19 protein-coding genes and 1 pseudogene are annotated in these 20,404 nt (G+C 28.9%); 17 read left to right on the top strand and 3 right to left on the bottom strand.

The window, feature by feature from the left end:
* Positions 1–20: 20 nt before the first annotated feature.
* The gene (locus tag HMPREF2782_RS04970) at positions 21–860 is read left to right on the top strand and encodes an aldo/keto reductase (RefSeq protein WP_070641325.1); all 840 of its coding nucleotides are present in this window, start codon (positions 21–23) and stop codon (positions 858–860) included.
* A gap of 61 nt (positions 861–921) precedes the next feature.
* On the opposite strand, the gene pdxS is transcribed toward HMPREF2782_RS04970, so the two are convergent.
* Positions 922–1,773, bottom strand: a complete 852-nt coding sequence (pdxS, locus tag HMPREF2782_RS04965) for a pyridoxal 5'-phosphate synthase lyase subunit PdxS (RefSeq protein ID WP_070641323.1) — start codon at positions 1,771–1,773, stop codon at positions 922–924.
* An 88-nt stretch (positions 1,774–1,861) separates the two neighbouring features.
* On the opposite strand from pdxS, the gene HMPREF2782_RS04960 reads away from it, so the two are divergent.
* The 4 genes from HMPREF2782_RS04960 (at position 1,862) to HMPREF2782_RS04945 (ending at position 8,364) form a co-directional block, all read left to right on the top strand.
* Positions 1,862–3,247, top strand: a complete 1,386-nt coding sequence (locus tag HMPREF2782_RS04960) for a MocR-like pyridoxine biosynthesis transcription factor PdxR (protein WP_070641322.1) — start codon at positions 1,862–1,864, stop codon at positions 3,245–3,247.
* Between the two features lie 156 nt (positions 3,248–3,403).
* Positions 3,404–3,997 carry a TetR/AcrR family transcriptional regulator gene (locus tag HMPREF2782_RS04955; protein WP_070641320.1) on the top strand — a complete coding sequence of 198 codons (594 nt, stop codon included), beginning with the start codon at positions 3,404–3,406 and terminating at the stop codon, positions 3,995–3,997.
* Positions 3,994–6,048 (top strand): efflux RND transporter permease subunit, encoded by a 2,055-nt coding sequence (locus HMPREF2782_RS04950; RefSeq protein ID WP_070641318.1) that lies wholly within the window; start codon positions 3,994–3,996, stop codon positions 6,046–6,048. The genes HMPREF2782_RS04955 and HMPREF2782_RS04950 overlap by 4 nt, the downstream gene beginning before the upstream one ends.
* Before the next feature lie 9 nt (positions 6,049–6,057).
* Complete coding sequence (locus HMPREF2782_RS04945; protein WP_070641315.1) at positions 6,058–8,364, top strand: YhgE/Pip domain-containing protein; 2,307 nt, start codon at positions 6,058–6,060, stop codon at positions 8,362–8,364.
* 162 nt (positions 8,365–8,526) lie between these two features.
* Here HMPREF2782_RS04945 and gltA read toward each other — a convergent pair whose 3' ends face one another.
* Complete coding sequence (gene gltA, locus HMPREF2782_RS04940) at positions 8,527–9,918, bottom strand: NADPH-dependent glutamate synthase (RefSeq protein ID WP_070641313.1); 1,392 nt, start codon at positions 9,916–9,918, stop codon at positions 8,527–8,529.
* Positions 9,905–10,747 carry a sulfide/dihydroorotate dehydrogenase-like FAD/NAD-binding protein gene (locus tag HMPREF2782_RS04935; RefSeq protein ID WP_070641311.1) on the bottom strand — a complete coding sequence of 281 codons (843 nt, stop codon included), beginning with the start codon at positions 10,745–10,747 and terminating at the stop codon, positions 9,905–9,907. Before HMPREF2782_RS04935 ends, gltA begins: the two co-directional genes overlap by 14 nt.
* A 116-nt stretch (positions 10,748–10,863) precedes the next feature.
* Here HMPREF2782_RS04935 and HMPREF2782_RS04930 point away from each other — a divergent pair, with 116 nt between their 5' ends.
* From HMPREF2782_RS04930 to HMPREF2782_RS04875, 12 genes and pseudogenes are all read left to right on the top strand, one after another.
* Positions 10,864–12,633: an ABC transporter ATP-binding protein gene (locus HMPREF2782_RS04930; protein WP_070641309.1), complete on the top strand. Its 1,770-nt coding sequence runs from the start codon at positions 10,864–10,866 to the stop codon at positions 12,631–12,633.
* 51 nt (positions 12,634–12,684) lie between these two features.
* Positions 12,685–13,449, top strand: coding sequence for a J domain-containing protein (locus tag HMPREF2782_RS04925; RefSeq protein ID WP_070641307.1), 765 nt, complete (start codon positions 12,685–12,687; stop codon positions 13,447–13,449).
* A 64-nt stretch (positions 13,450–13,513) separates the two neighbouring features.
* Positions 13,514–14,281, top strand: a complete 768-nt coding sequence (locus HMPREF2782_RS04920; RefSeq protein ID WP_070641306.1) for a threonine/serine exporter family protein — start codon at positions 13,514–13,516, stop codon at positions 14,279–14,281.
* A 9-nt stretch (positions 14,282–14,290) separates the two neighbouring features.
* On the top strand, positions 14,291–14,761 hold the full coding sequence (locus HMPREF2782_RS04915; RefSeq protein WP_019118054.1) for a threonine/serine exporter family protein: 471 nt from the start codon (positions 14,291–14,293) through the stop codon (positions 14,759–14,761).
* Complete coding sequence (msrA, locus tag HMPREF2782_RS04910; protein WP_070641304.1) at positions 14,758–15,243, top strand: peptide-methionine (S)-S-oxide reductase MsrA; 486 nt, start codon at positions 14,758–14,760, stop codon at positions 15,241–15,243. Before HMPREF2782_RS04915 ends, msrA begins: the two co-directional genes overlap by 4 nt.
* A gap of 132 nt (positions 15,244–15,375) precedes the next feature.
* Entirely contained in the window at positions 15,376–15,807 is a 432-nt protein-coding gene (locus HMPREF2782_RS04905) for a hypothetical protein (protein ID WP_070641301.1), read from the top strand.
* Between the two features lie 8 nt (positions 15,808–15,815).
* Positions 15,816–16,037, top strand: coding sequence for a YdbC family protein (locus HMPREF2782_RS04900; RefSeq protein WP_004838352.1), 222 nt, complete (start codon positions 15,816–15,818; stop codon positions 16,035–16,037).
* Between the two features lie 43 nt (positions 16,038–16,080).
* Positions 16,081–17,166: a cysteine desulfurase family protein gene (locus tag HMPREF2782_RS04895; RefSeq protein ID WP_070641300.1), complete on the top strand. Its 1,086-nt coding sequence runs from the start codon at positions 16,081–16,083 to the stop codon at positions 17,164–17,166.
* Entirely contained in the window at positions 17,150–18,259 is a 1,110-nt protein-coding gene (gene mnmA / locus HMPREF2782_RS04890) for a tRNA 2-thiouridine(34) synthase MnmA (protein ID WP_070641298.1), read from the top strand. The genes HMPREF2782_RS04895 and mnmA overlap by 17 nt, the downstream gene beginning before the upstream one ends.
* Positions 18,260–18,453: 194 nt before the next feature.
* Positions 18,454–18,711: pseudogene (locus tag HMPREF2782_RS09685) on the top strand (transcriptional regulator); the annotation flags it as partial.
* A gap of 310 nt (positions 18,712–19,021) precedes the next feature.
* Positions 19,022–19,501 (top strand): MGMT family protein, encoded by a 480-nt coding sequence (locus HMPREF2782_RS04880; RefSeq protein ID WP_070641293.1) that lies wholly within the window; start codon positions 19,022–19,024, stop codon positions 19,499–19,501.
* A 351-nt stretch (positions 19,502–19,852) separates the two neighbouring features.
* Positions 19,853–20,269: a YjdF family protein gene (locus HMPREF2782_RS04875; RefSeq protein ID WP_070641291.1), complete on the top strand. Its 417-nt coding sequence runs from the start codon at positions 19,853–19,855 to the stop codon at positions 20,267–20,269.
* The last annotated feature ends 135 nt before the right edge of the window (positions 20,270–20,404 follow it).

The raw sequence follows: 20,404 nt of genomic DNA, 5'->3' as shown, positions 1-20,404 counted from the left end.
ACTTAAAACAGGAGGATGATATGAAATATTACAAACTAAATGACGGAAATGAAATACCAGCTTTGGGTTTTGGTACTTATAAAATTACTGACAGAAATGACATGGCAAATGCAATTGAGGCATTTTTTGAAAATTCTTATGAATATTTAGATACAGCAAAAATTTATAATAATGAAAAAATGATAGGAGAAGAACTTAAAAATTCTGGTAAAAAAAGAAATGAATACAAAATAGCAACCAAGGTTTGGCCAAGTGATTTTGGCTATGACAAAACAAAAAAATCTCTTGATGAATCTTTGGAAAAATTACAAACAGATTATTTGGATGTGGTTTTACTCCATTGGTTTGGAAAAGATTTTGAAAAATCTTGGAAAGTTTTTGAAGATTATAAAAGACAAGGGATTATAAAAACAATAGGAGTTTCAAATTTTGAAATTTCTCAATTAAAAAAACTTTTAGAAGTTGGAGAAAAACCAGCAATCGATCAATTAGAATCAAGTCCACATTTTCAAAATGACGAAACGGTTAGATTTTTAAAAGAAAATAATATTCTTCATCAATCTTGGTCGCCAATTGCTAGGGGAAGAAGTGAATTATTAGAAGAATTTGTAATAAAAAAACTTGCAAATAAATACAATAAAACTCCAGCTCAAATAGTTTTGCGTTGGCACATTGAAAGAGGCTCAATGCCAATTCCAAAATCAACAAATCCAAAAAGAATAAAAGAAAATATAGAAATATTTGATTTTTCACTTGACGAAAAAGATTTGAAAGCAATAAAATCAATTGATCTTAAAAAAAGATATTCATCAGATCCTGAAGATGAAAATTGGTTAAAAGAATTATTAAAAAGAATATAAAGAAAAAATTCTGCAGTTTAATGCAGAATTTTTTTATGGGGCATATTGTTTGATTTTTATTTTATCTATTTTCAAAAATTTCTTTTATTTCGTCTTCATTTATTCCAACCATAGCTTCGCCAAGATCTTTTGAAACTTCTAAAATAATTTCTGGTTTATCAAAATTTTCTACGGCTTTTACAATTGCATTTGCTCTTTTTTCTGGATCTCCAGATTTAAAAATTCCACTTCCTACAAACACACCGTAAGCTCCAAGTTGCATCATCAAAGCAGCATCGGCAGGAGTTGCAACTCCACCAGCAGAAAGATTTGCTACAGGAAGTTTTTTATTATCTCTTACATATTTTAAAAGATTTACATCAACAGCTAATTCTTTTGCGTATGAAAAAATTTCATCATCAGTTAAAACAGAAATTCTTTGGATTTCCCTGTTAATTTCTCTCATGTGTCTTACAGCTTGGACAATATTTCCTGTTCCAGCCTCTCCTTTTGTTCTAATCATTGAAGCTCCTTCAGAAATTCTTCTCAAAGCTTCAGAAATGTTTCTTGCTCCACATACAAAAGGTGTTTTAAATTTCTTTTTGTCGATGTGATTGTAATCATCAGCCACAGTCAAAACTTCAGATTCATCTATGTAATCAACTCCCAAAGCTTCAAGAATTTGTGCTTCAACGAAATGTCCAATTCTTACCTTAGCCATTACAGGAATTTTTACAGCATTCATTATTTCTTCAATCATTTTTGGATCGCTCATTCTTGAAACGCCACCAGCAGCTCTAATATCTGCAGGAACTCTTTCAAGAGCCATAACAGCACTTGCACCAGCTGCCTCTGCAATTTTTGCTTGTTCAACGTTCATTACATCCATAATAACTTTTTTTTCAAATTGAGCATTTATATTTTTTTCAATCATTTTTTTCTCCTTAATATTTATCTTGATTCTATTATATGATAAACTGTAACTAATAAAAGTGACAAAAAATAAAAAATGAGGGTTACAGATGTATTTAAATTTACCAAATGACAAAAAATATTTATATGAACAAATATATGAAATTATAAAAAATAAAATAATTAATGGAGAAATAAAAGAAGACGAAAAGCTCCCATCAATTAGAAATTTATCAAAAGATATTAATGTTTCAAAAAATACAATAAAAAAAGTTTACTATAAACTTGAAGAAGAAGGCTACGTTTATGCAAAAGATAAAAGTGGATTTTATTGTCGAAAAATTGATGATTTAATTATTTTGAACAAGAAGGAATTGAAAAATAATAAAATAGATGATGAAAAAATAAAATATGATTTTTCAATTAGTGGCGTAGATTATGATAATTTTCCTTATAAAGTTATGCAAAAATATATGAAAGAGGCAATAGATAAGGATGATATAAAAATTTTGGACAAAGGCTCTTATAAGGGATACGAGCCTTTGAGAAAGGCTATAAAGACTTATTTGAAAAATTCTAGAAATATAAATACAAATTCTAGAAATATAATTATTTCATCATCAACTGAGCATTTATTTTCTATGATAAAAAAACTTCTCACAGACCAGACTCTTTTTGCTTTTGAAAATCCTGGTTATGCTTTTGGAAATAAATTTTATACTTATGATTTGAAAAATCCAATTCCTTTAGATTTAGATGATGAGGGTGTAAAAATTGATAAGCTCACAGACCTAAATGCTTTGTGTTTATTTGTAACCCCTTTTCATCAATTTCCGATGGGTACAGTTATGTCTATTCAAAGAAGAATTGAATTACTAAATTGGGCATCTCTTTCAAAAGATAGGTATATAATTGAAGATGATTATGATAGTGAATTTAAATTTAAGGGTTATCCAATAGAAAGTTTAAAAGCAATGGATAAAAATTCTGATGTAATTTATTTTGGATCTTTTTCAAAATTAATTGCTCCATCAATGAAAATTTCTTATATGGTTTTGCCAGATGATTTATTAAAAAAATATGAAAATAATTTTAAAGATTTATCGAATACAGTTTCAAATTTTTTGCAAAAAGCTTTGGCAGCCTTTATAGAAAGCGGGGAATTTGAAAAGCATATAAACAGGATGAAAAATATTTATTATAAAAAATTTGATTTTATAGTAAAAAAATTAGAAGAAATTGAAGAAATTTCTTTTCCAACAAAGGCAAATTCCTTAAATTTACTTATAAAAATTGATAAGTCTGTAGATATAAAAAAATTTAATGAAGTTTTAAATGAGAAATCTTTAAGACTAATTAATTTGAATAGATTTTCTTTTAGAAAGGCTGGAAAAGAGAATTATTTTATTTTAGGATTTGCAAATTTAAGCAAAAAAGAAATTGATGAAGGAATAGAAATTATTAAATTTGCAATAAAAAATTCAAAAAATTCCTAATGAAAGCTTGATTTTATAATGTTTTATGTAATAATAAAAAAATTTTAAAATTTTTTACAAAAAAAGTTGAACATCGTTCAGGAAGTTGTATCATATAAATGTAGCAACGAATGAACGGTGTTCATTTTATATTATTATATAGGAGTAGATTAATTTATGAGTGATGTAGAAAATAAAAAAGAAAAAATTATGAATGCAGCCCTGAAAATTTTTCAAGAAAAAGGTGCTGAAAAAACTTCTGTTAGAGATATTATGACAGAAGCTGGATATGGTTTGGGTACTTTTTATTTGTATTACACAGATAAAAATGATTTGGAAGAAAAAATGGTTTTAAATATTGGTACACAGATTATTTTAAATGCTGAAAAAATGTGCAAGGAAACTGATCCAATTGAAAGATATATTTCTTTTGTAAACTATATAATTGATTATTTGATTGCTCATCCTTTTGAGCTAGATCTTTTGAGCAAAAATATTACTTGGACTCTTTATACAAAAATTGAAAATGATTATGGGCTTAGCGAGGCAGATTCGACTTTAAAATATATTTTAAATAAATATGATAATCTATTTTTAACAAATCATACGGAGTCGCAAAAACTTTATATACTTTCTCTAACTCTTGAAATTATGATGTCTACTTGTAAAAGTGCTGTATTAGAAGAATCAATTTTATCAATTGATGAAATGAAACCAGTTTTATTTGCTATTATTAGAAAAATTTTCGATAGAATAGGAGAGAATAAATGAAAAAAATAACGAAATTTATTTCGCATCATCCTAGACTTGTTTTATTAATAATGACTTTATTATTAATACCTGCTTGGTTTGGATACAAGAATACTGGTGTAAATTATGATATTTTGTCATATTTGCCTGCTGACTTAGAATCAACTCAAGGGCAAGAAATTCTTGATAAAGATTTTAAAAATGCTGCCACGGGCATGCTTCTTTTGAAAGGCGATGATTATGATGCTGATAAAGTTAAAAATGAAATTTTAAAGGTTGATGGTGTAGAAGATGTAATTTCAAAATCATCAATTGTTGGAGATAGCATTCCAAATGAGTTTTTACCTGATGAGATAAAAGATATTTTTTATTCTAAGGATTGTACTTTGCTTATGGTTAAATTTAAAGAAAGCTCATCATCTTTTAAGACTATGAAAGCTATTGAAAATATTAAAAAAATAGAATCCAAGGAGAAATTTTTAAGTGGTATGAGTTCACTTGTAAAGGATACAAAAGATTTAATAGATCACGAAACGCCAATTTATGTTGCCTTGGCAGTAGCTTTGGCTTTGATTATTTTATCTCTTACAAATGAATCAACTATCATACCATTTTTATTTATTTTGAATATTGGATATGCAATTTTATATAACTTTGGTACAAATTTATTTTTGGGAGAAATTTCTTATATAACAAAAGCTATTGCAGCTGTTTTACAACTTGCTGTAACTACAGACTATTCTATATTTTTATATCATAGATATGTCGAAGAAAAAAAGAGCAATGAAGATAAAAATGACGCAATGGATATAGCTATTCAAAAAACTGTATCATCAATTTTTGCATCATCGCTTACAACTTTTGCAGGATTTATTGTATTAATTATAATGCGTTTAGGACTTGGAAAAGATATAGGTCTTGTTATGAGTAAGGGTGTTTTATTGGGACTAATTTCAACTGTTGTAGTTCTACCACCAATGATTTTGATTGCAGAAAAAATAGTTGCAAGATTTAATCATAGAATATTTTTACCATCATTCGACAAGACATCAAATTTTGTACTAGGTCATAAAAATGGATTATTTATTGCATTTTTGATTTTGTTTATTCCTGCTATATATGGGGCAAGAAACGCAGATCTTTATTACAATCTTGATAGGTCTTTGCCACAAGATTTGGATTCAATTGTTGCTTTAAATAAAATGAAAAAAGATTTTAATATGGCTTCTACACATTTTGTAGTTGTTGATGATAAATTAAGCAAAAAAAATGTAAATGGACTTGTTGATGAATTAAAAGATGTTGACGGAGTAAATAGTGTTTTAAGTTTGAATTCATTTACAGGACTTACCTTACCAGATAGCGTATTGCCAGATAAAATAAAAGATAATTTTAATAAAAATGGCTATCAAATGATTATGATAAATTCAAAATATCAAACAGCATCTGACAAGGTAAATAATCAAGTAGATAAAATAAATAAAATTGTAAAAGAACATGATAAAAATGGATATTTAACAGGAGAAGCTGTTTTAACAAAAGACCTTACTATTTTATCAGATAGGGATTTTAAAATGGTAAATATTGCATCAATTATTATAGTTTTTCTAATAATTGCAATAGTGTTTAAATCATTTGCTATTCCTGTGGTTTTAATTGCAGTAATTGAGCTTGCTATTCAAATAAATATGGGAATTCCATTTTATTTAGGTCAAACTATTCCTTTCGTAACATCAATAATTATTGGAGTAGTTCAATTAGGATCAACCATAGATTATTCAATTCTTATGATGGATAGGTTTATTGGAGAATATAAAGAAACTAAAGATGTGGATATGTCTTTAAAATTGACAGTAAAAGAAACATCAAAATCAATTGTAACATCTGCTTTGTCATTTATGGCAGCAACTGTTGGAGTTGGTTTATATTCAAAAATGGAAATTGTTTCAACGATTTGTATGTTTTTGGCAAGAGGAGCAATAATAAGTATGCTTGCAATAATATTATTCCTTCCAGCCATAATAAAAATAGCATTTCCATTTATTAAAAAGACAACAAAAGGATTAAATTAGGAGGAAAATATGAAAAATAAATTAATGAAAGGATTCTCATTAGTTCTAGCAAGTTCATTATTGATGACAAATGTGGCTTATGCCAAAGATTTAAACGTTAGAAAAAATGAGACAATATATGTTACAAAAGAAGCTGATAAAATAAAAGATAAAACTGGTTCAATTTGGATAAATTCCGATAATAATATCAAAGTAAAAGATAAAACCAATTTAAAAGAAATTAAAAATTTAAAAACAGACAAAAAAGTAAATTTAGATAATGGATATATAAATTGGAATGAAGACAGCAAAGATATTTACTATCAAGGAAAAACAAATGAAGATTTGCCAGTTGATATAAATGTAAAATATTTTTTAGATGGAAAGGAAATGACTTTTGATAAATTAAAAGGAAAATCTGGACATTTAAAAATCCAAATTGAAGCTGTAAACAAGAAAAAAACAAAGGCAAAAATTGATGGGGAAAATAAAGAGATATATTCTCCATATCTTGCCCTTGCAGAAATAAATTTCAATTCAGATAAGGTAAAAAATCTTACAACAAAAGATGGAAAACTTGTAAAAGATGGAAAAAATGAAATAGTTGCAGCAATTTTGACACCAGGACTTAAAGAAAATTTCCAAGGAATTATTGAGGCAGATAAACTTGATAATTTTAAAGATAAAGTAGAAATGGAAATGGATGTTAAAGATTATGAACCAACAGAGGTGTATGCACTTATAACTAATGAATTTTTCCAAGAAGATGCAAAACTTGATTCTTTAGATGAATTGAAAAATGGAATAAATGAATTAGAAGAAAATGCAGCAAAACTTGTTGATGGTTCAAACAAATTAGATGAAGGAAGCAAAAAATTAAATGATGGAATTGGAAAATTAAATGAAGGAGCAGAAAAGTTATCCCAAGGCTCAAACAAAATAGTAAGCTCATTTGACCAATTATCAAATGCTTTTTCAAGTTTGCCAGGCAAAATTCAAACAGTAAATTCAGCAGTAAACCAACTAAATAACGGTGGCTCAAAACTTTATACAGGAGTAAACCAATACACAATGGCTGTTGGACAAATAAATAATAATATGGCAAAATTACAAGAAGGCTCTGTAAGTTTAAATAATGGAGCAAGCGAATTAGATTCATCACTTTTAAAATTAAATAAAGGAACAACAAGCCTAAGAAATAGTTTGTTACAAGCAACAAACGGAGATGACATAGGAAAATTGACAGATTCAATGAATCAATTATCAAATGGACTTGAAGAATTGTCAAAAGGAATTAGTCCGTTTGCAGATAGCGTTAATCAATTAAGTGGGGGACTTTTAAAAATTGAAGAATCTTCAAAAACATTAAATCAAGGAATAAATAATTTAAATAACAGTGCTCAAAATGTGCCAAGTGTTGATTCATCTATTCAAAATATAAATGCTCAAGCAAGTTCAATTGACCAAGTTATAGCAAATTTACAAGCAAAAAATGAAGATGGCTCACTATCAGCAGAGATTGAAAATTTAAAAGCAGTAAAACAAGGGCTAAATAATGATATAGCCTCATTAAGTGCAAATAGCCAAGCAAATGCTGCAATAAAAGCTGGACTTGGACAAGTTGCTAATGGCTCATCAGAGCTTACAACATCAATTGGACAAGTAAATGATGGATTATCCCAAGTAAACACTAAATTAAATGATTCAAAAACAAAAATACAAACATCATCACAAAAGCTTGCACAAGGAAGCAAAAAAATAGGCGAAGCTTTGTCAAAGAGTAATATTAAAAAATTACAAGAATCAGTAGTAATGCTTGATGAGTCAACAAAACAAATTAAAGCTGGATCAGAAAAATTAAAAAATGGCACCCAACAAAACCAAGATGGAGTTAATAAACTTTCTAATGCAATTAGTAAGCTAGATTCAAATTCAGAAGAATTAAGAAATGGATCAGCATCTCTTTCTAGTGGATTAAAACAATTCCAAGAAAGATCAAAAGCTCTTTCACAACTTGCAAATATAAATGAAACAGCAATAAATCCAATGGCAAATGGAATCAAACAATTAGATAATGGAATTAACAAATTGAGCAATTCCACAGGTCAACTTAAAAATGGAAGTGACGAATATGTTTCATCATTTGGAAAATTCAAAGAAGGACTTAGCGATTACAAGACAAAAGGAATAGATAAATTAGCTGATAAATCAGAAGATGTAACAGAAATTAGCGAAATTCTAGACCAAATGTCAAAAATAGCAAAAGAAAATAAATCAATAACAGGAACAAGTGATAATTTCGAAACAAAATCAAGAATAATCGAAAAAATCAAATAAAATATAAAATAAAAATCCGATTACACGATAAATAATCTGTGAATCGGATTTTTATTTTTTCTAAAATATCTTAAAAAATTTTAAAATTAAAATATCTAGAGATGATGTAAAATTAAAAATTTAATTTGGATTTTAAGATTTCATCATAAGCTAGGTTTAAATTTATTTTGCTTTATTTTTTATATATTTATCAATATTTTCAGCTGCTTTTTTACCAGCTCCCATTGCAAGAATTACAGTTGCAGCACCACTTACGGCATCTCCTCCTGCAAAAACTCCATCCTTACTTGTCATTGTAGAATCGTCAATTATAATTCCACCCCAAGATTCAGTATTTATATCATCATTTGTTTGTTTAATAAGTGGATTTGGAGATTGTCCTATTGAAACAATTACAGAATCAAAATCAACTTCTTCATATTTTCCAGTTGGAACAGGACGTCTTCTTCCAGATTTATCTTCTTCTCCCAATTCCATTACTTCTAATTTAACTTTTTTAACCCAACCATTTTCTCCTTCAATTTCTACAGGATTATGGAGGTTCATAAAGTTAATTCCTTCTTCTTTTGCGTGGTGACTTTCTTCAGCTCTTGCTGGCATTTCTTCAAAACTTCTTCTATAAACAACAGTTACATCAGCGCCCATTCTTTTAGCACTTCTTGCCGCATCCATTGCTACGTTTCCACCACCAACTACACAAACTTTTTTTCCTATATGAACTGGTGTATCATATTCTGGGAATTTATAAGCTTTCATCAAATTCATTCTTGTTAAAAATTCATTTGCTGAATAAACTCCGTTTAAATTTTCTCCTTCAATTCCTAAAAATTTTGGAAGACCTGCTCCGGTTGAAACATAAACTGCTTCAAATCCTTCTTCAAATAATTCATTAATTGTTTTTGTTCTTCCAATTATTGTATTTCTTTGAAGTTTTACACCAAGACCAATTACATTTTTCAATTCTTTTTGAACCAAAGTTTTTGGTAACCTAAATTCTGGAATTCCATACATCAAAACTCCACCTGCTGTATGGAAAGCTTCAAACATTACAACTTCATAACCTAATTTTGCAAGGTCAGCCGCACAGGAAAGTCCAGAAGGACCAGATCCAACAATGGCAACTTTTTTATTTTGTCCTGTAACTTCTGTTGGTTTATTATATTCTTTATTCATGTGATAGTCTGCTACAAATCTTTCAAGACGACCAATTCCAACAGGCTCTCCATTTTTTCCTCTTGTACAAACTCCTTCACATTGATTTTCTTGTGGACAAACTCTACCACAAATTGCTGGAAGGTTATTTGTTGATGAAATAATTTCGTAAGCTTTATCCAAATCTCCTTCAACTACTTGATGAATAAATTCTGGAATTCTTACAGAAACTGGACAGCCTTCCATACAAGGTTTATTTTTACATTGAACACATCTAAGTGCTTCTTCTTGAGCCATTTCTAAATCATAACCAAGAGCTACTTCCTCAAAATTTTTGTTTCTAACATTTGGATCTTGTTCAGGCATAGAAACCTTTTGTTTATTCATATTAAATTTTGCCATTTCTCATATCTCCTGTTAGTCTACAAATGTGTTCTCTTTCTTCTTGTTGGTAATTTCTTCCTCTGTTCATGGCTTCATCAAAATCAACTTCAAAAGCATCAAAATCTGGACCATCAACACAAGCAAATTTCATTTCGCCACCAACTGTAATTCTACAACATCCGCACATGCCAGTTCCATCAACCATAATTGAGTTTAATGAAACAATAGTTGGTATGTCATATTCTTTTGTTACAAGGGCAGTATTTTTCATCATAATCATTGGACCTATGGCTAAAACTAGGTCATATTTTTTTCCATTTTCAATATTTTCTTTTAAAACTTCAGTAACAAATCCTTGTTTTCCATAAGATCCATCGTCAGTTGTAATGTATAAATTGTCAGAAGCTTCTTTTAATTCATCTTCTAAAATTATTATGTCTTTATTTTTGAAGCCCATTATTACATCAGTGTGAGCTCCAATTTTATGTAAATATTTTGCTTGAGGATAGGCAATAGCTGTTCCCAAACCTCCACCAATTACACAAACATTTTTTCCTTTATATTGGTCAAGTTCAGTTGGTTTTCCTAAAGGACCAACAAAATCTAAAAATCCATCGCCTGCTTTTAATTCGTTCATTCTAATTGTTGTTCCACCAACAATTTGAACAATTATTGTTACATTTTCATCATCAGTTTCAGAAATTGTAAAAGGAACTCTTTCGCCTTTTTCATCTATCCTTAAAATTATAAATTGACCAGGTTTTGCTCTTTTTGCAATATCTGGAGAATTTACAACAAATTTAATGGTTGAGTCATTAAGATTTGTTTTTTCAATTATTCTTGCCATTATTCCTCCTTATGTGTCTTTATTAATATTTTAACAATTAATCTAAAAAAATCAAGTGAATAAGTTTAAATTAATAGTAAAATACTATAGTATAAAAATTTTAATAAGGAGGAGAAATGGAAAAAAGAACTTATTCTGATAAAGAATTAATTAAAAAATTTATTCCTTATTACAAGGATTACAAAAATATTTTGGCTATTGATTTATTTTCTGCATTTTTAACAACTGTTTGTGAATTGATTTTACCAATTATTTTATCATCACTTACAGATCACGCATCAAATTCTAGCCTAACATATTCAATTATTTTAAAATTAACTTTAATATATACTCTTACAAAACTTGTAGAAGTTTGTGGAAGATATTTTATGCAATCTTATGGACACATAATGGGAGCTCACATTGAAAAAGATATGCGACGTGATATTTTCAAACATTTTTTGACAATGTCAACAGCTTTTTTCAATGAAACAAAAATTGGGCAACTTATGAGTAGGATGACAACAGATTTATTTGATATTACAGAATTTTCTCATCATTGCCCTGAAGAATTTTTTATCGGTTTTATAAAACTTACGATTTCTTTTGTAGTTTTGATGACTATAAATATTCCTTTGACTTTAGTTTTGTATATAATAATTCCACTTATGGTTTATGCTGCAAGAATTAAAAGAAGAGCTTTTTCAAAATCTGTTAAAAGTGAGAAAAAACAAATTGGAGAAATTAATGCAAGCATTGAGGATTCTCTTTTGGGAATAGACGTTGTAAAATCTTTTGCAAATGAAAATTTAGAAAAAGAAAAATTTAAAAAGGGAAACGACAAGTTTGTAGATATTAAAAAAGTAAAATATTACAATATGGCATCTTATAATATGATTAACCAATTATTTGCGGGAAGTATGTATGCGGTTTTAATTATTATTGGAGGAAATTTTGTAATAAAAAATTTAATGAGTCCAGGAGATCTTGTTGCTTTCGTTTTATATTTAAATACAATAATTGCAACTGTAAACAGGCTTGTAGAATTTACAGACCAATATCAAAAAGGAATTACAGGAATTGAAAGATTTTATGAAGTGATTAATTTGAAATCTGATATTTTTGATAAAGAAAATGCGAAAGAACTTACAGATGTTAAGGGAGAAATTTCCTTTGACCACGCTTATTTTAAATATCCAGACCAAGATGAAAAAGATTCTTGGATTTTGGAAGATATTAATTTTAACATAAATGTTGGAGAAAATGTAGCTCTTGTTGGACCATCTGGAGCAGGCAAGACTACTATTACAAAACTTATTCCAAGATTTTATGAAATTAATAAGGGAAAAATATTAATCGATGGCAAAGATATAAATGATTTAACTCTTGATTCTTTGAGAGATAATATTGGAATTGTCCAACAAGATGTGTATTTGTTTGGAGCTACAATTAAAGAAAATATTTCTTATGGTAAAAAAGATGCCAGTGATGAAGAAATAATAAGAGCAAGTAAGCTTGCAGGAGCTTATGATTTTATTATGGAACTTTCAGATGGCTTTGACACCTATGTTGGAGAAAGAGGAGTAAAACTTTCTGGAGGTCAAAAACAAAGAATTTCTATTGCAAGAGTATTTTTGAAAAATCCTCCAATTTTAATTTTGGATGAGGCGACTTCATCTTTGGATAATACAAGTGAGGCTATAGTTCAAGATTCTTTGGAAAAATTATCAAAGGGAAGAACAACTTTAACAATTGCCCACAGGCTTTCTACAATTATAAATGCAGATTCAATTTTAGTTTTAACAGAAGATGGGATTGTTGAAAGAGGAAATCACAAAGACTTGCTTGATAAAAAAGGAATTTATTATAAGCTTTATAATTCTAATAATGAGGAGCTTTTTGGCTAGTAGACAGATAAAAATAACTTGGGTATAATCAAGATAGATTGGAGAAAAAACGTGAAAAAAATATTTGGAAAATTTATCCACGGACTAGCAAGCGTATTAAATTCAATATTTAATTTTTTAATAAATATTTTAAATGCAATAGTTACAGTCTTTGAAGGTTTAAGCCAAGTTATAATGCTAATTGGATGTTCAGTAATATTTGTACTTCCTTTGTTTTTTATAGCTATACCGCCTGAACTTTTTACTATTTTTTTGATAATAGCAGTAGTTCCATTTCTAGGAAAATCTTTCATTTCTCTTTTGAGATATGGAAATTATACTTTGATAGAATGGATGTACGATAAGGCTGATACTTTAATTTCTGGAAAGAAAAAAGGATTTGATAATTTATCAGATTATGCAAAAAAATATAAGCTAGACCAAGAAAGAGAAAGAAGAAGACAAGCTGAAGAAGAAAGACAAAGAAGACAAGAAGAAATGAATCAAAGATTTGAGGAATTTTTTCAAGGTTTTAATTTTTCGGGATTTGATTTTGACGAAAGAAATTATAACGGAGGATACAATACAGGTTCTTATCAAAATGGTAGCTTTGTAAATGACCTTGGTTTTAAAGAAAAATATCAAAAAGCTTGTGATACTTTGGGTGTACCATATACAAGCGACCAATATGAAATAAAACTTGCCTACAGGAAACTTGCAAAAAAATATCATCCAGACATAAGCCAAGATCCAAATGCAACTGAAAAATTTCAAAAAATAAACGATGCTTATGATTTTCTTTCATCAGATAATATAAATAAATACAAAAATATGTAAAATTTTTTTAAGTAACTTTCCTTCAATTTTGGAAAGTTACTTTTGCATTGAAAAGGATAATAAAATGTATAAAGAAGATGATATAAATAAATTACTTGAAATAACATCAAGGGCGGGAGCTATGATGTTAAAAAATGGAGCAGAAATTTATAGGGTTGAAGACACAGTCGAAAGAATAATAAGATCAATTTATGAAGCAAGCGACATAGATGTTTTTGCAACATTTAATGCTTTAATGTATTCCTTTAATGTTGATGGCAAAACTTATGCAAATGTTAAAAGAGTAAAAAATAGGGGAAATAATTTAATAGTTGTAGATAGGGTTAATTCATTTTCTAGAAAATTTTGTAATCACGAATTAAATCTTGATCAGGCTTTGATGGAACTTGATAATATAAAAAATACTACAAAAGCAGACATAAAATTAAAAATAATAGGAGCAACCCTTGCATCAACAGCCTTTCCTTTGTTAGTAAATTCGAAAGCTCCAAATTTTTTGGATTTGCCAGTAACCTTTGTTGTTTCCTTACTAACATATCTTCTTTTTATAAAAATAGAAAAGAAAATGTACGGATATTTTATTGAAAATTTTTTAGCAGGAATTATGGTTTCACTTTTTGCCCATATTATAGGAAAATTTGTTTTTGGATTTAATATGGCAAATGTAATTGTTTCATCGATGATGCCTTATGTTCCAGGATTTTTGCTAACAAATTCTATAAGAGATCTTATGAGTGGCGATGCAACAAGTGGACTAACAGGACTTGCCATGTCATTTTTTGTATCCCTTGCCCTAGCAATTGGCGTTGCCTTCCCAATGACTTTATTTTAAGGAGGAAATATGCATTTAATAATAGGTTTTATATCTTCATATTTATCAGCCGTAGGCTTTGCTATGTTTTTTTCTTGCCCAAAAAGATCAATTGGATTGTCCTCACTTGCAGGAGCAATAGGATTTTTGATTTATATGATAGTTGGAGATTTTTTTGAAGGAGTATTTTTACCAGCACTTGCAGGAGCATATTTTACAGGAATTTCTGGAGAAGTTTTTGCAAGAAAATGTCACATGCCGGCAATTTTATTTATAGTACCAGGAATTATAAATTTAGTACCAGGAAAAGGGATTTACAATACACTTTTTTATTTTGTAGATGGAAAAAAATCACTTGCCATTGTAAATTTATTTGATACCCTTGCAGTTGCATCAGCAATTTCATTTGGAATTTTGTTGGCATCAGTTTTATCAAAATCACTTAGAGGATTTAAATTTAGAAAGCCAAGTAGAAGATATGATTGGAGAAAGAAAAAATGAAAAAAATTTATTTAGCAGGCGGATGTTTTTGGGGAGTTGAGGCATATTTTAAAGACATAAAAGGAGTAGAAGATACCCTTGTAGGATATGCAAACGGAAATAGTGAAAAAACAACTTACGAAAATTTATACCAAACAGACCATGCTGAAACTGTAGAAATAAGCTACGATGGGAAAGAAGAATCATTAGAAAGAATTTTGGAATATTTTTATTATATAATCGATCCATTTTCAATAAATAAACAAGGAAATGATATAGGACGTCAATATAGGAGTGGAATCTTTTCAAAAGATGAAAAAGATTTAGAATTTGCAAAAAAATTTTTACAAGAAAAACAAAAAAATGAAGAAAGAAAAATCCAAATACAAGTCGAAAAATTAGAAAATTTCGTAAAAGCCGAAGATTACCATCAAGATTATTTAGAAAAAAATCCAAACGGTTATTGCCACATTGATTTATTAGATAAACCAAACCTAGATTAAACTAGGTTTTTTCTTTTGGAAAAATTTATAAAAAGATATAATAAAAATTATGAATTGATTTTTAAAAACTTTATAATACAATCCTTGTAGAAGAAAATATTCTATGATATTATACTCAAAGGAGAGGATAATATGGATCTTATTGATGAAAATAATTTAACTAAAAATCAAAAAAATTTGTTGGATTTAAAAATTCGTCTTATCAAGGCTGAGTATGAATTAAATTTTTATTTGACCGGATATGAAAATCTTAGTCAATTCTATGATGATAAGGAAAAACTTGATAGGATTTTTGTTGATTCTTATGTTTCATTGAGAGATCATAATCTCTATGATTTTGTTGAAAAAATTGATAGAATTAAAGAAAGTGATTTTTTCTATAAAACTGACGATAGGAAAATTCAAAATTTTCTTAAAAGTTTAGAAGATATTAAAAATTTAGATGATGATGAGATTATAAAACAAAAGGGTAGAATAAAAAACAGAATTCGTAAAATGGAAATGGCGACAAGTGAGATTGAATATGTTTTGCTTGGATTTTTGCCAAGAAATTATTATAGTTAGGAGTTTATATGGCAATAAAATATGATATAGTAGAAAATTTGGGAGTTCTTTCAACAAATGCAAAAGGATGGACAAAGGAATTGAATCTTGTTTCTTGGAACGATAGAGATCCTAAATATGATTTGAGAGATTGGAATGAAGATCACACAAGAATGAGCAAGGGAATTACTTTTACAAAGGAAGAAGCTGAAGTTTTAAAAGAAATTTTAAAAGAAGAATTTGACGACTAAGACCTAAATTTTTAGGTCTTTTATAAATTATAAGGAAATTTTGATGATATATTTTGATTATGCAGCTACATCAATAAAAAGAAAAGAAATCTTGAAAGATATTTTTGAAAATATGGATGATTTTGATGGAAATCCTGATTCTTTGCACGCTTTGGGAAGGGCTGGAAAAAAAGTTTTGGAAGATTCTAGGGTGGAAATTGCAAAATCTATTAATGCAAATCCAAACCATATAATTTTTACTTCATCTGCAAGTGAGGCAAATAATACAATTTTGTCAAATTTTAAGGATGATTTTGTAATAACTTCAAAAATTGAACATGATTCTATTTTAAATACTGTAAATAAGGAAAAAACAATTTTTCTTGATGTTGATGAGAGTGGATATTTTTCCCTTGATGAATTGAAAGAAAAACTTACAGATGATGTAAAATTGGTTTCTTTGATGTTTGTAAATAATGAAATAGGGGCAATTGAGCCAGTTTATGAAATTGGAGAATTTTTAAAAGACAAAAATGTATTTTTTCATGTAGATTGCGTTCAAGCTTATTCCCATATTGATATTGACGTAGAAAAACTTCATTGCAATTCTCTTTCTCTTTCAGGGCACAAAATTGGTGGGATAAATTCTTTTGGGGTTCTTTATTGCAATAAAAAAATCAAGCCTTTTATTAAAGGAGGAGAGCAAGAAAAAGATAGGCGTGCTGGAACTTCTTTTACAATGGGCGCTTATTCAATGGCAAAATCTTTCCCAAAAGCTATTGGTGAAAGAGAAAAAATTAAAGAATTAAAATCTTATTTTGTTGAAAAATTAAAAGAGTCAAATTTCTTATATGAAATAAATGGGAGTTTAGAAAATTCAACTGACCATATATTAAATTTATATTTTCCAAAAGTTAAAAATGAACTTCTTCTTACATATTTGGACATGAATGGAATTTGCATTTCTGTTGGTTCTGCTTGTAGGGCAGGAAGTGTGGAAGCAAGTAATGTTATAAAAAATATGTATGATGAAAAAAGAGCAAGACATTCCGTAAGATTTTCTTTTGGATTTACAAATACAAAAGAAGATATTGACTATACATTTGAAGTTTTGAAAAAATTGAGGGGGATAGATGGAAAAGAAAGATAAAAAAGATATAAAAGTTATCGTTGGTGTAAGTGGTGGAGTCGATTCATCTGTTGCTGCCCTTTTATTAAAAAATGAAGGTTATGATGTAAGCGGAATTTTTATGAAAAATTGGGACGAGGAAGATGAAAATGGAGTTTGTACTGCAGAAGTCGATTACGAAGATGCAGTTAAAGTTTGCAATCAAATTGGAATTCCATATTATTCAATAAATTTTGAAAAAGAATATTATGACAGGGTGTTTTCATATTTTCTCGATGAATATAAAAAGGGCAGAACTCCAAATCCTGATATAATGTGTAATAAGGAAATAAAATTTAAGGCCTTTTTGGATTATGCAAAAGATTTGGGAGCAGACTATCTTGCAACAGGTCATTATGCAAGAGTTGATAGGGAAGATGATGAAACCAAAATGCTAAGAGGTCTTGATTCAAACAAGGACCAAACATATTTTCTTTCACAATTATCTCAAGATCAAATAAAAGATGTTTTATTTCCAGTAGGAGATCTTGATAAAAAAGAAGTTAGAAAAATTGCTAAAGAAAATAATTTGGCAACAGCTGATAAAAAAGATTCAACTGGAATTTGTTTTATAGGAGAAAGAAATTTTAATGAATTTTTATCCCACTATCTTCCAGCAAAAGAAGGAAATATTGTCGATACTGATGGAAATATTATGGGAAAACACTATGGTTTAATGTATCACACAATTGGACAAAGAAGAGGACTTGGAATTGGTGGAGAAGGAGAAGCTTGGTTTGTTTGTGGAAAAGATTTAGAAAAAAACGAACTAATAGTTTGCCAAGGAAAAAATAACGAAAAATTATTTTCAAATAGATTAATAGGATCAAATTTATCATCAATTTCAAAAAAGGGACTAAAAAAAGAATTTGATTGCACCTGTAAATTCAGGTACAGGCAAAAAGATATAAAATCTCATGTGAAAATTTTAGATGATGGGAAAGTAGAAATAACCTACGACAAAACAAAAGCTGTAACCCCAGGTCAAGCTGCAGTTTTTTATGATGGAGAAGTTTGCTTGGGATCTTGCATTATAGATGAAGTTTATAATGGAGAAAAAAAATTAAAAGTATAAAAAAATCGGAGTAAAAAATCTCCAATTTTTTAGTTTGTATTTAAAAATATTTTTAAAAATTTAAATTTAAATTATATATGTCTTTTTGACTATCTTTTTATATCTTCTTAAATGTCCGCAAAGCCTTATTTTATCAGCTCTACGGGCATTTTGCTTTTGTGGTAAACCTCACATATCTAGGTCTATCTTCTTATATTTTCACTATCAAGCAGTTGATACAGCGTCAAAAACTGGAAGGCATGATAAAAGTACATAAGGAAATGCGAGGGTTAGACCGATACAGAGAACAGCCCAAAGAGTATAAATACCATGACCCTTATGATGATTGGATATTTCGTTAGCTTGCGGATATAGACAACAGAAACAACATTCCCGACACTTCTCCACAAGTAGACTTCAATGAAGCAGACTATGAAGATTATCTAAAGGCGAAATGGAACAGAGGTCTTTAATTTCCTCTTGCATGGAAGATACAGCAAACAAAAAGCCCAGTAAAGAGTGCAAAGCACCACCAATGGTGGCAATGCTCTTGACAGTGCTTTTTCTTTTCTGTTGTGGGGTAATCAAGAGGAAGAGAGAAAAAGTGTGCATTTTTGTTCCATAAATGCTAAGGGTATGCTGATTTTTATTGTGGCGGATATATGGAACTGTTATAATATGGATATGAAGAAAGCGACAAATTTGAAAGTGTTAATAATTTTCAAACAGCCTCATTGCATGGAAATAAGAAACAGACTATCCTTAAAGTAGGAGGTGGCACAAATGGCAAATGAAGATAAAAAAGATTTTAATGCTATGTTGCATGATAGTAAGGATATGCCAAAATTTCAAATTATCATAGACCAGAAAAGTATTGAGAAATATGGTGGAAACAAAATGTATTTTGCTCCCCCGATTGACTATGACAAAGTAATTAAAAAAGTTCCGTATGGGAAAGTGATTACGGTTGGAAAAATACGAGAATACTTTGCAAAATTGAGTGGTGCAGATTTTACAGAGCCGATTACAGCGGGTATATTTGTTTCTATTGTAGCGTGGGCGAGTTATCAGCGTTCCGAAGATGAAACACCCTATTGGAGAACATTAAAAGCAAACGGAGAATTAAATGCTAAATATCCAAATGGTATTGAAGCACAGAAAGAAAAATTAGAAGCAGAGGGACATACCATTATTCAAAAGGGGCGTAAAAATATACGATACTATGTAAAGGACTATGAAAATTCTCTTTTTGATTTGAAATAGGCAAATTCTATTTCACAATTTCATATCTCTATAAACAAAGCAGTTAGTCTTAGGATTGACTGCTTTTTTCATACCTAAATTTCAGATTGGAGTGATGAAACGGTGTTTGTTAGAGCTGTTCAATAAGATTATCGGTGCATAAAATTTTATTGTAGTGCTGATATAGGAATGGTATAATTTTCAAGAAAGGTAATCAAATAATGATTATCTAAAATGACAAAGATAAAAACGCAAAGCATTTTATTATGTGAGAGCTGGTAGGTAGCCCAGCCGTCCTATGTTTATAGGGTAAGTAACCTGCCCCTCCGGGTTGTCCGTTCTTTGTTTGGAAATAAACAAGGAGGGATTGATATGAAGACAATAAAATGTAAATTGACTGTGTATTTTGCAGAACCTTTTTGGGTTGGAGTTTTTGAAAGAATTTGTGATGGAAAACTTTCCGTAGCAAAGGTAACATTTGGTGCAGAGCCAAAAGATTACGATATTCAAGAATTTGTGTTGAAACATTATTATGATTTACAATTTAGTCCAGAAGTTGAAACGATTGTAAAAAAGGATAAGAAAAATCCTAAAAGAGTTCTTAGAGATGTAAAGAAACAATTACAGAACAATGGAATTGGGACAAAATCGCAACAAGCTTTAAAATTACAACATGAATTAAAAAAAGAAGAATATAAATCTAATTCCAAACATAAAAAGCAAATGGACGCAGAACAAAAGTTTAAGTTGAAGCAACAAAAGAAAAAAGCAAAACACAGAGGACATTAAATGATGTTGCAATATCATAAACTAAATATTTTATAAGTTCATATCTACACAAAGCAGTTAGTCTTATGATTGACTGCTTTTTTCTTGCCAAAATTTCAGATTGGAGTGATGACATGGTGTCTGTTAGAGCTGTTC

The organism is Anaerococcus sp. HMSC068A02 (genome assembly GCF_001811125.1).
Lineage (GTDB): Bacteria > Bacillota > Clostridia > Tissierellales > Peptoniphilaceae > Anaerococcus > Anaerococcus vaginalis_C.
This window is presented reverse-complemented; position numbering and strand designations above follow the sequence as displayed.

Coding starts and splice junctions, on each gene's coding strand:
- HMPREF2782_RS04920 (WP_070641306.1), top strand. CDS start 13,514: ATGTATAAAGAAGATGATATAAATAAATTACTTGAAATAACATCAAGG.
- HMPREF2782_RS04935 (WP_070641311.1), bottom strand. CDS start 10,747: ATGGCAAGAATAATTGAAAAAACAAATCTTAATGACTCAACCATTAAA.
- msrA (WP_070641304.1), top strand. CDS start 14,758: ATGAAAAAAATTTATTTAGCAGGCGGATGTTTTTGGGGAGTTGAGGCA.
- HMPREF2782_RS04900 (WP_004838352.1), top strand. CDS start 15,816: ATGGCAATAAAATATGATATAGTAGAAAATTTGGGAGTTCTTTCAACA.
- HMPREF2782_RS04970 (WP_070641325.1), top strand. CDS start 21: ATGAAATATTACAAACTAAATGACGGAAATGAAATACCAGCTTTGGGT.
- HMPREF2782_RS04880 (WP_070641293.1), top strand. CDS start 19,022: ATGGCAAATGAAGATAAAAAAGATTTTAATGCTATGTTGCATGATAGT.
- pdxS (WP_070641323.1), bottom strand. CDS start 1,773: ATGATTGAAAAAAATATAAATGCTCAATTTGAAAAAAAAGTTATTATG.
- HMPREF2782_RS04895 (WP_070641300.1), top strand. CDS start 16,081: ATGATATATTTTGATTATGCAGCTACATCAATAAAAAGAAAAGAAATC.
- HMPREF2782_RS04875 (WP_070641291.1), top strand. CDS start 19,853: ATGAAGACAATAAAATGTAAATTGACTGTGTATTTTGCAGAACCTTTT.
- HMPREF2782_RS04950 (WP_070641318.1), top strand. CDS start 3,994: ATGAAAAAAATAACGAAATTTATTTCGCATCATCCTAGACTTGTTTTA.
- mnmA (WP_070641298.1), top strand. CDS start 17,150: ATGGAAAAGAAAGATAAAAAAGATATAAAAGTTATCGTTGGTGTAAGT.
- HMPREF2782_RS04905 (WP_070641301.1), top strand. CDS start 15,376: ATGGATCTTATTGATGAAAATAATTTAACTAAAAATCAAAAAAATTTG.
- gltA (WP_070641313.1), bottom strand. CDS start 9,918: ATGGCAAAATTTAATATGAATAAACAAAAGGTTTCTATGCCTGAACAA.
- HMPREF2782_RS04955 (WP_070641320.1), top strand. CDS start 3,404: ATGAGTGATGTAGAAAATAAAAAAGAAAAAATTATGAATGCAGCCCTG.
- HMPREF2782_RS04915 (WP_019118054.1), top strand. CDS start 14,291: ATGCATTTAATAATAGGTTTTATATCTTCATATTTATCAGCCGTAGGC.
- HMPREF2782_RS04945 (WP_070641315.1), top strand. CDS start 6,058: ATGAAAAATAAATTAATGAAAGGATTCTCATTAGTTCTAGCAAGTTCA.
- HMPREF2782_RS04930 (WP_070641309.1), top strand. CDS start 10,864: ATGGAAAAAAGAACTTATTCTGATAAAGAATTAATTAAAAAATTTATT.
- HMPREF2782_RS04960 (WP_070641322.1), top strand. CDS start 1,862: ATGTATTTAAATTTACCAAATGACAAAAAATATTTATATGAACAAATA.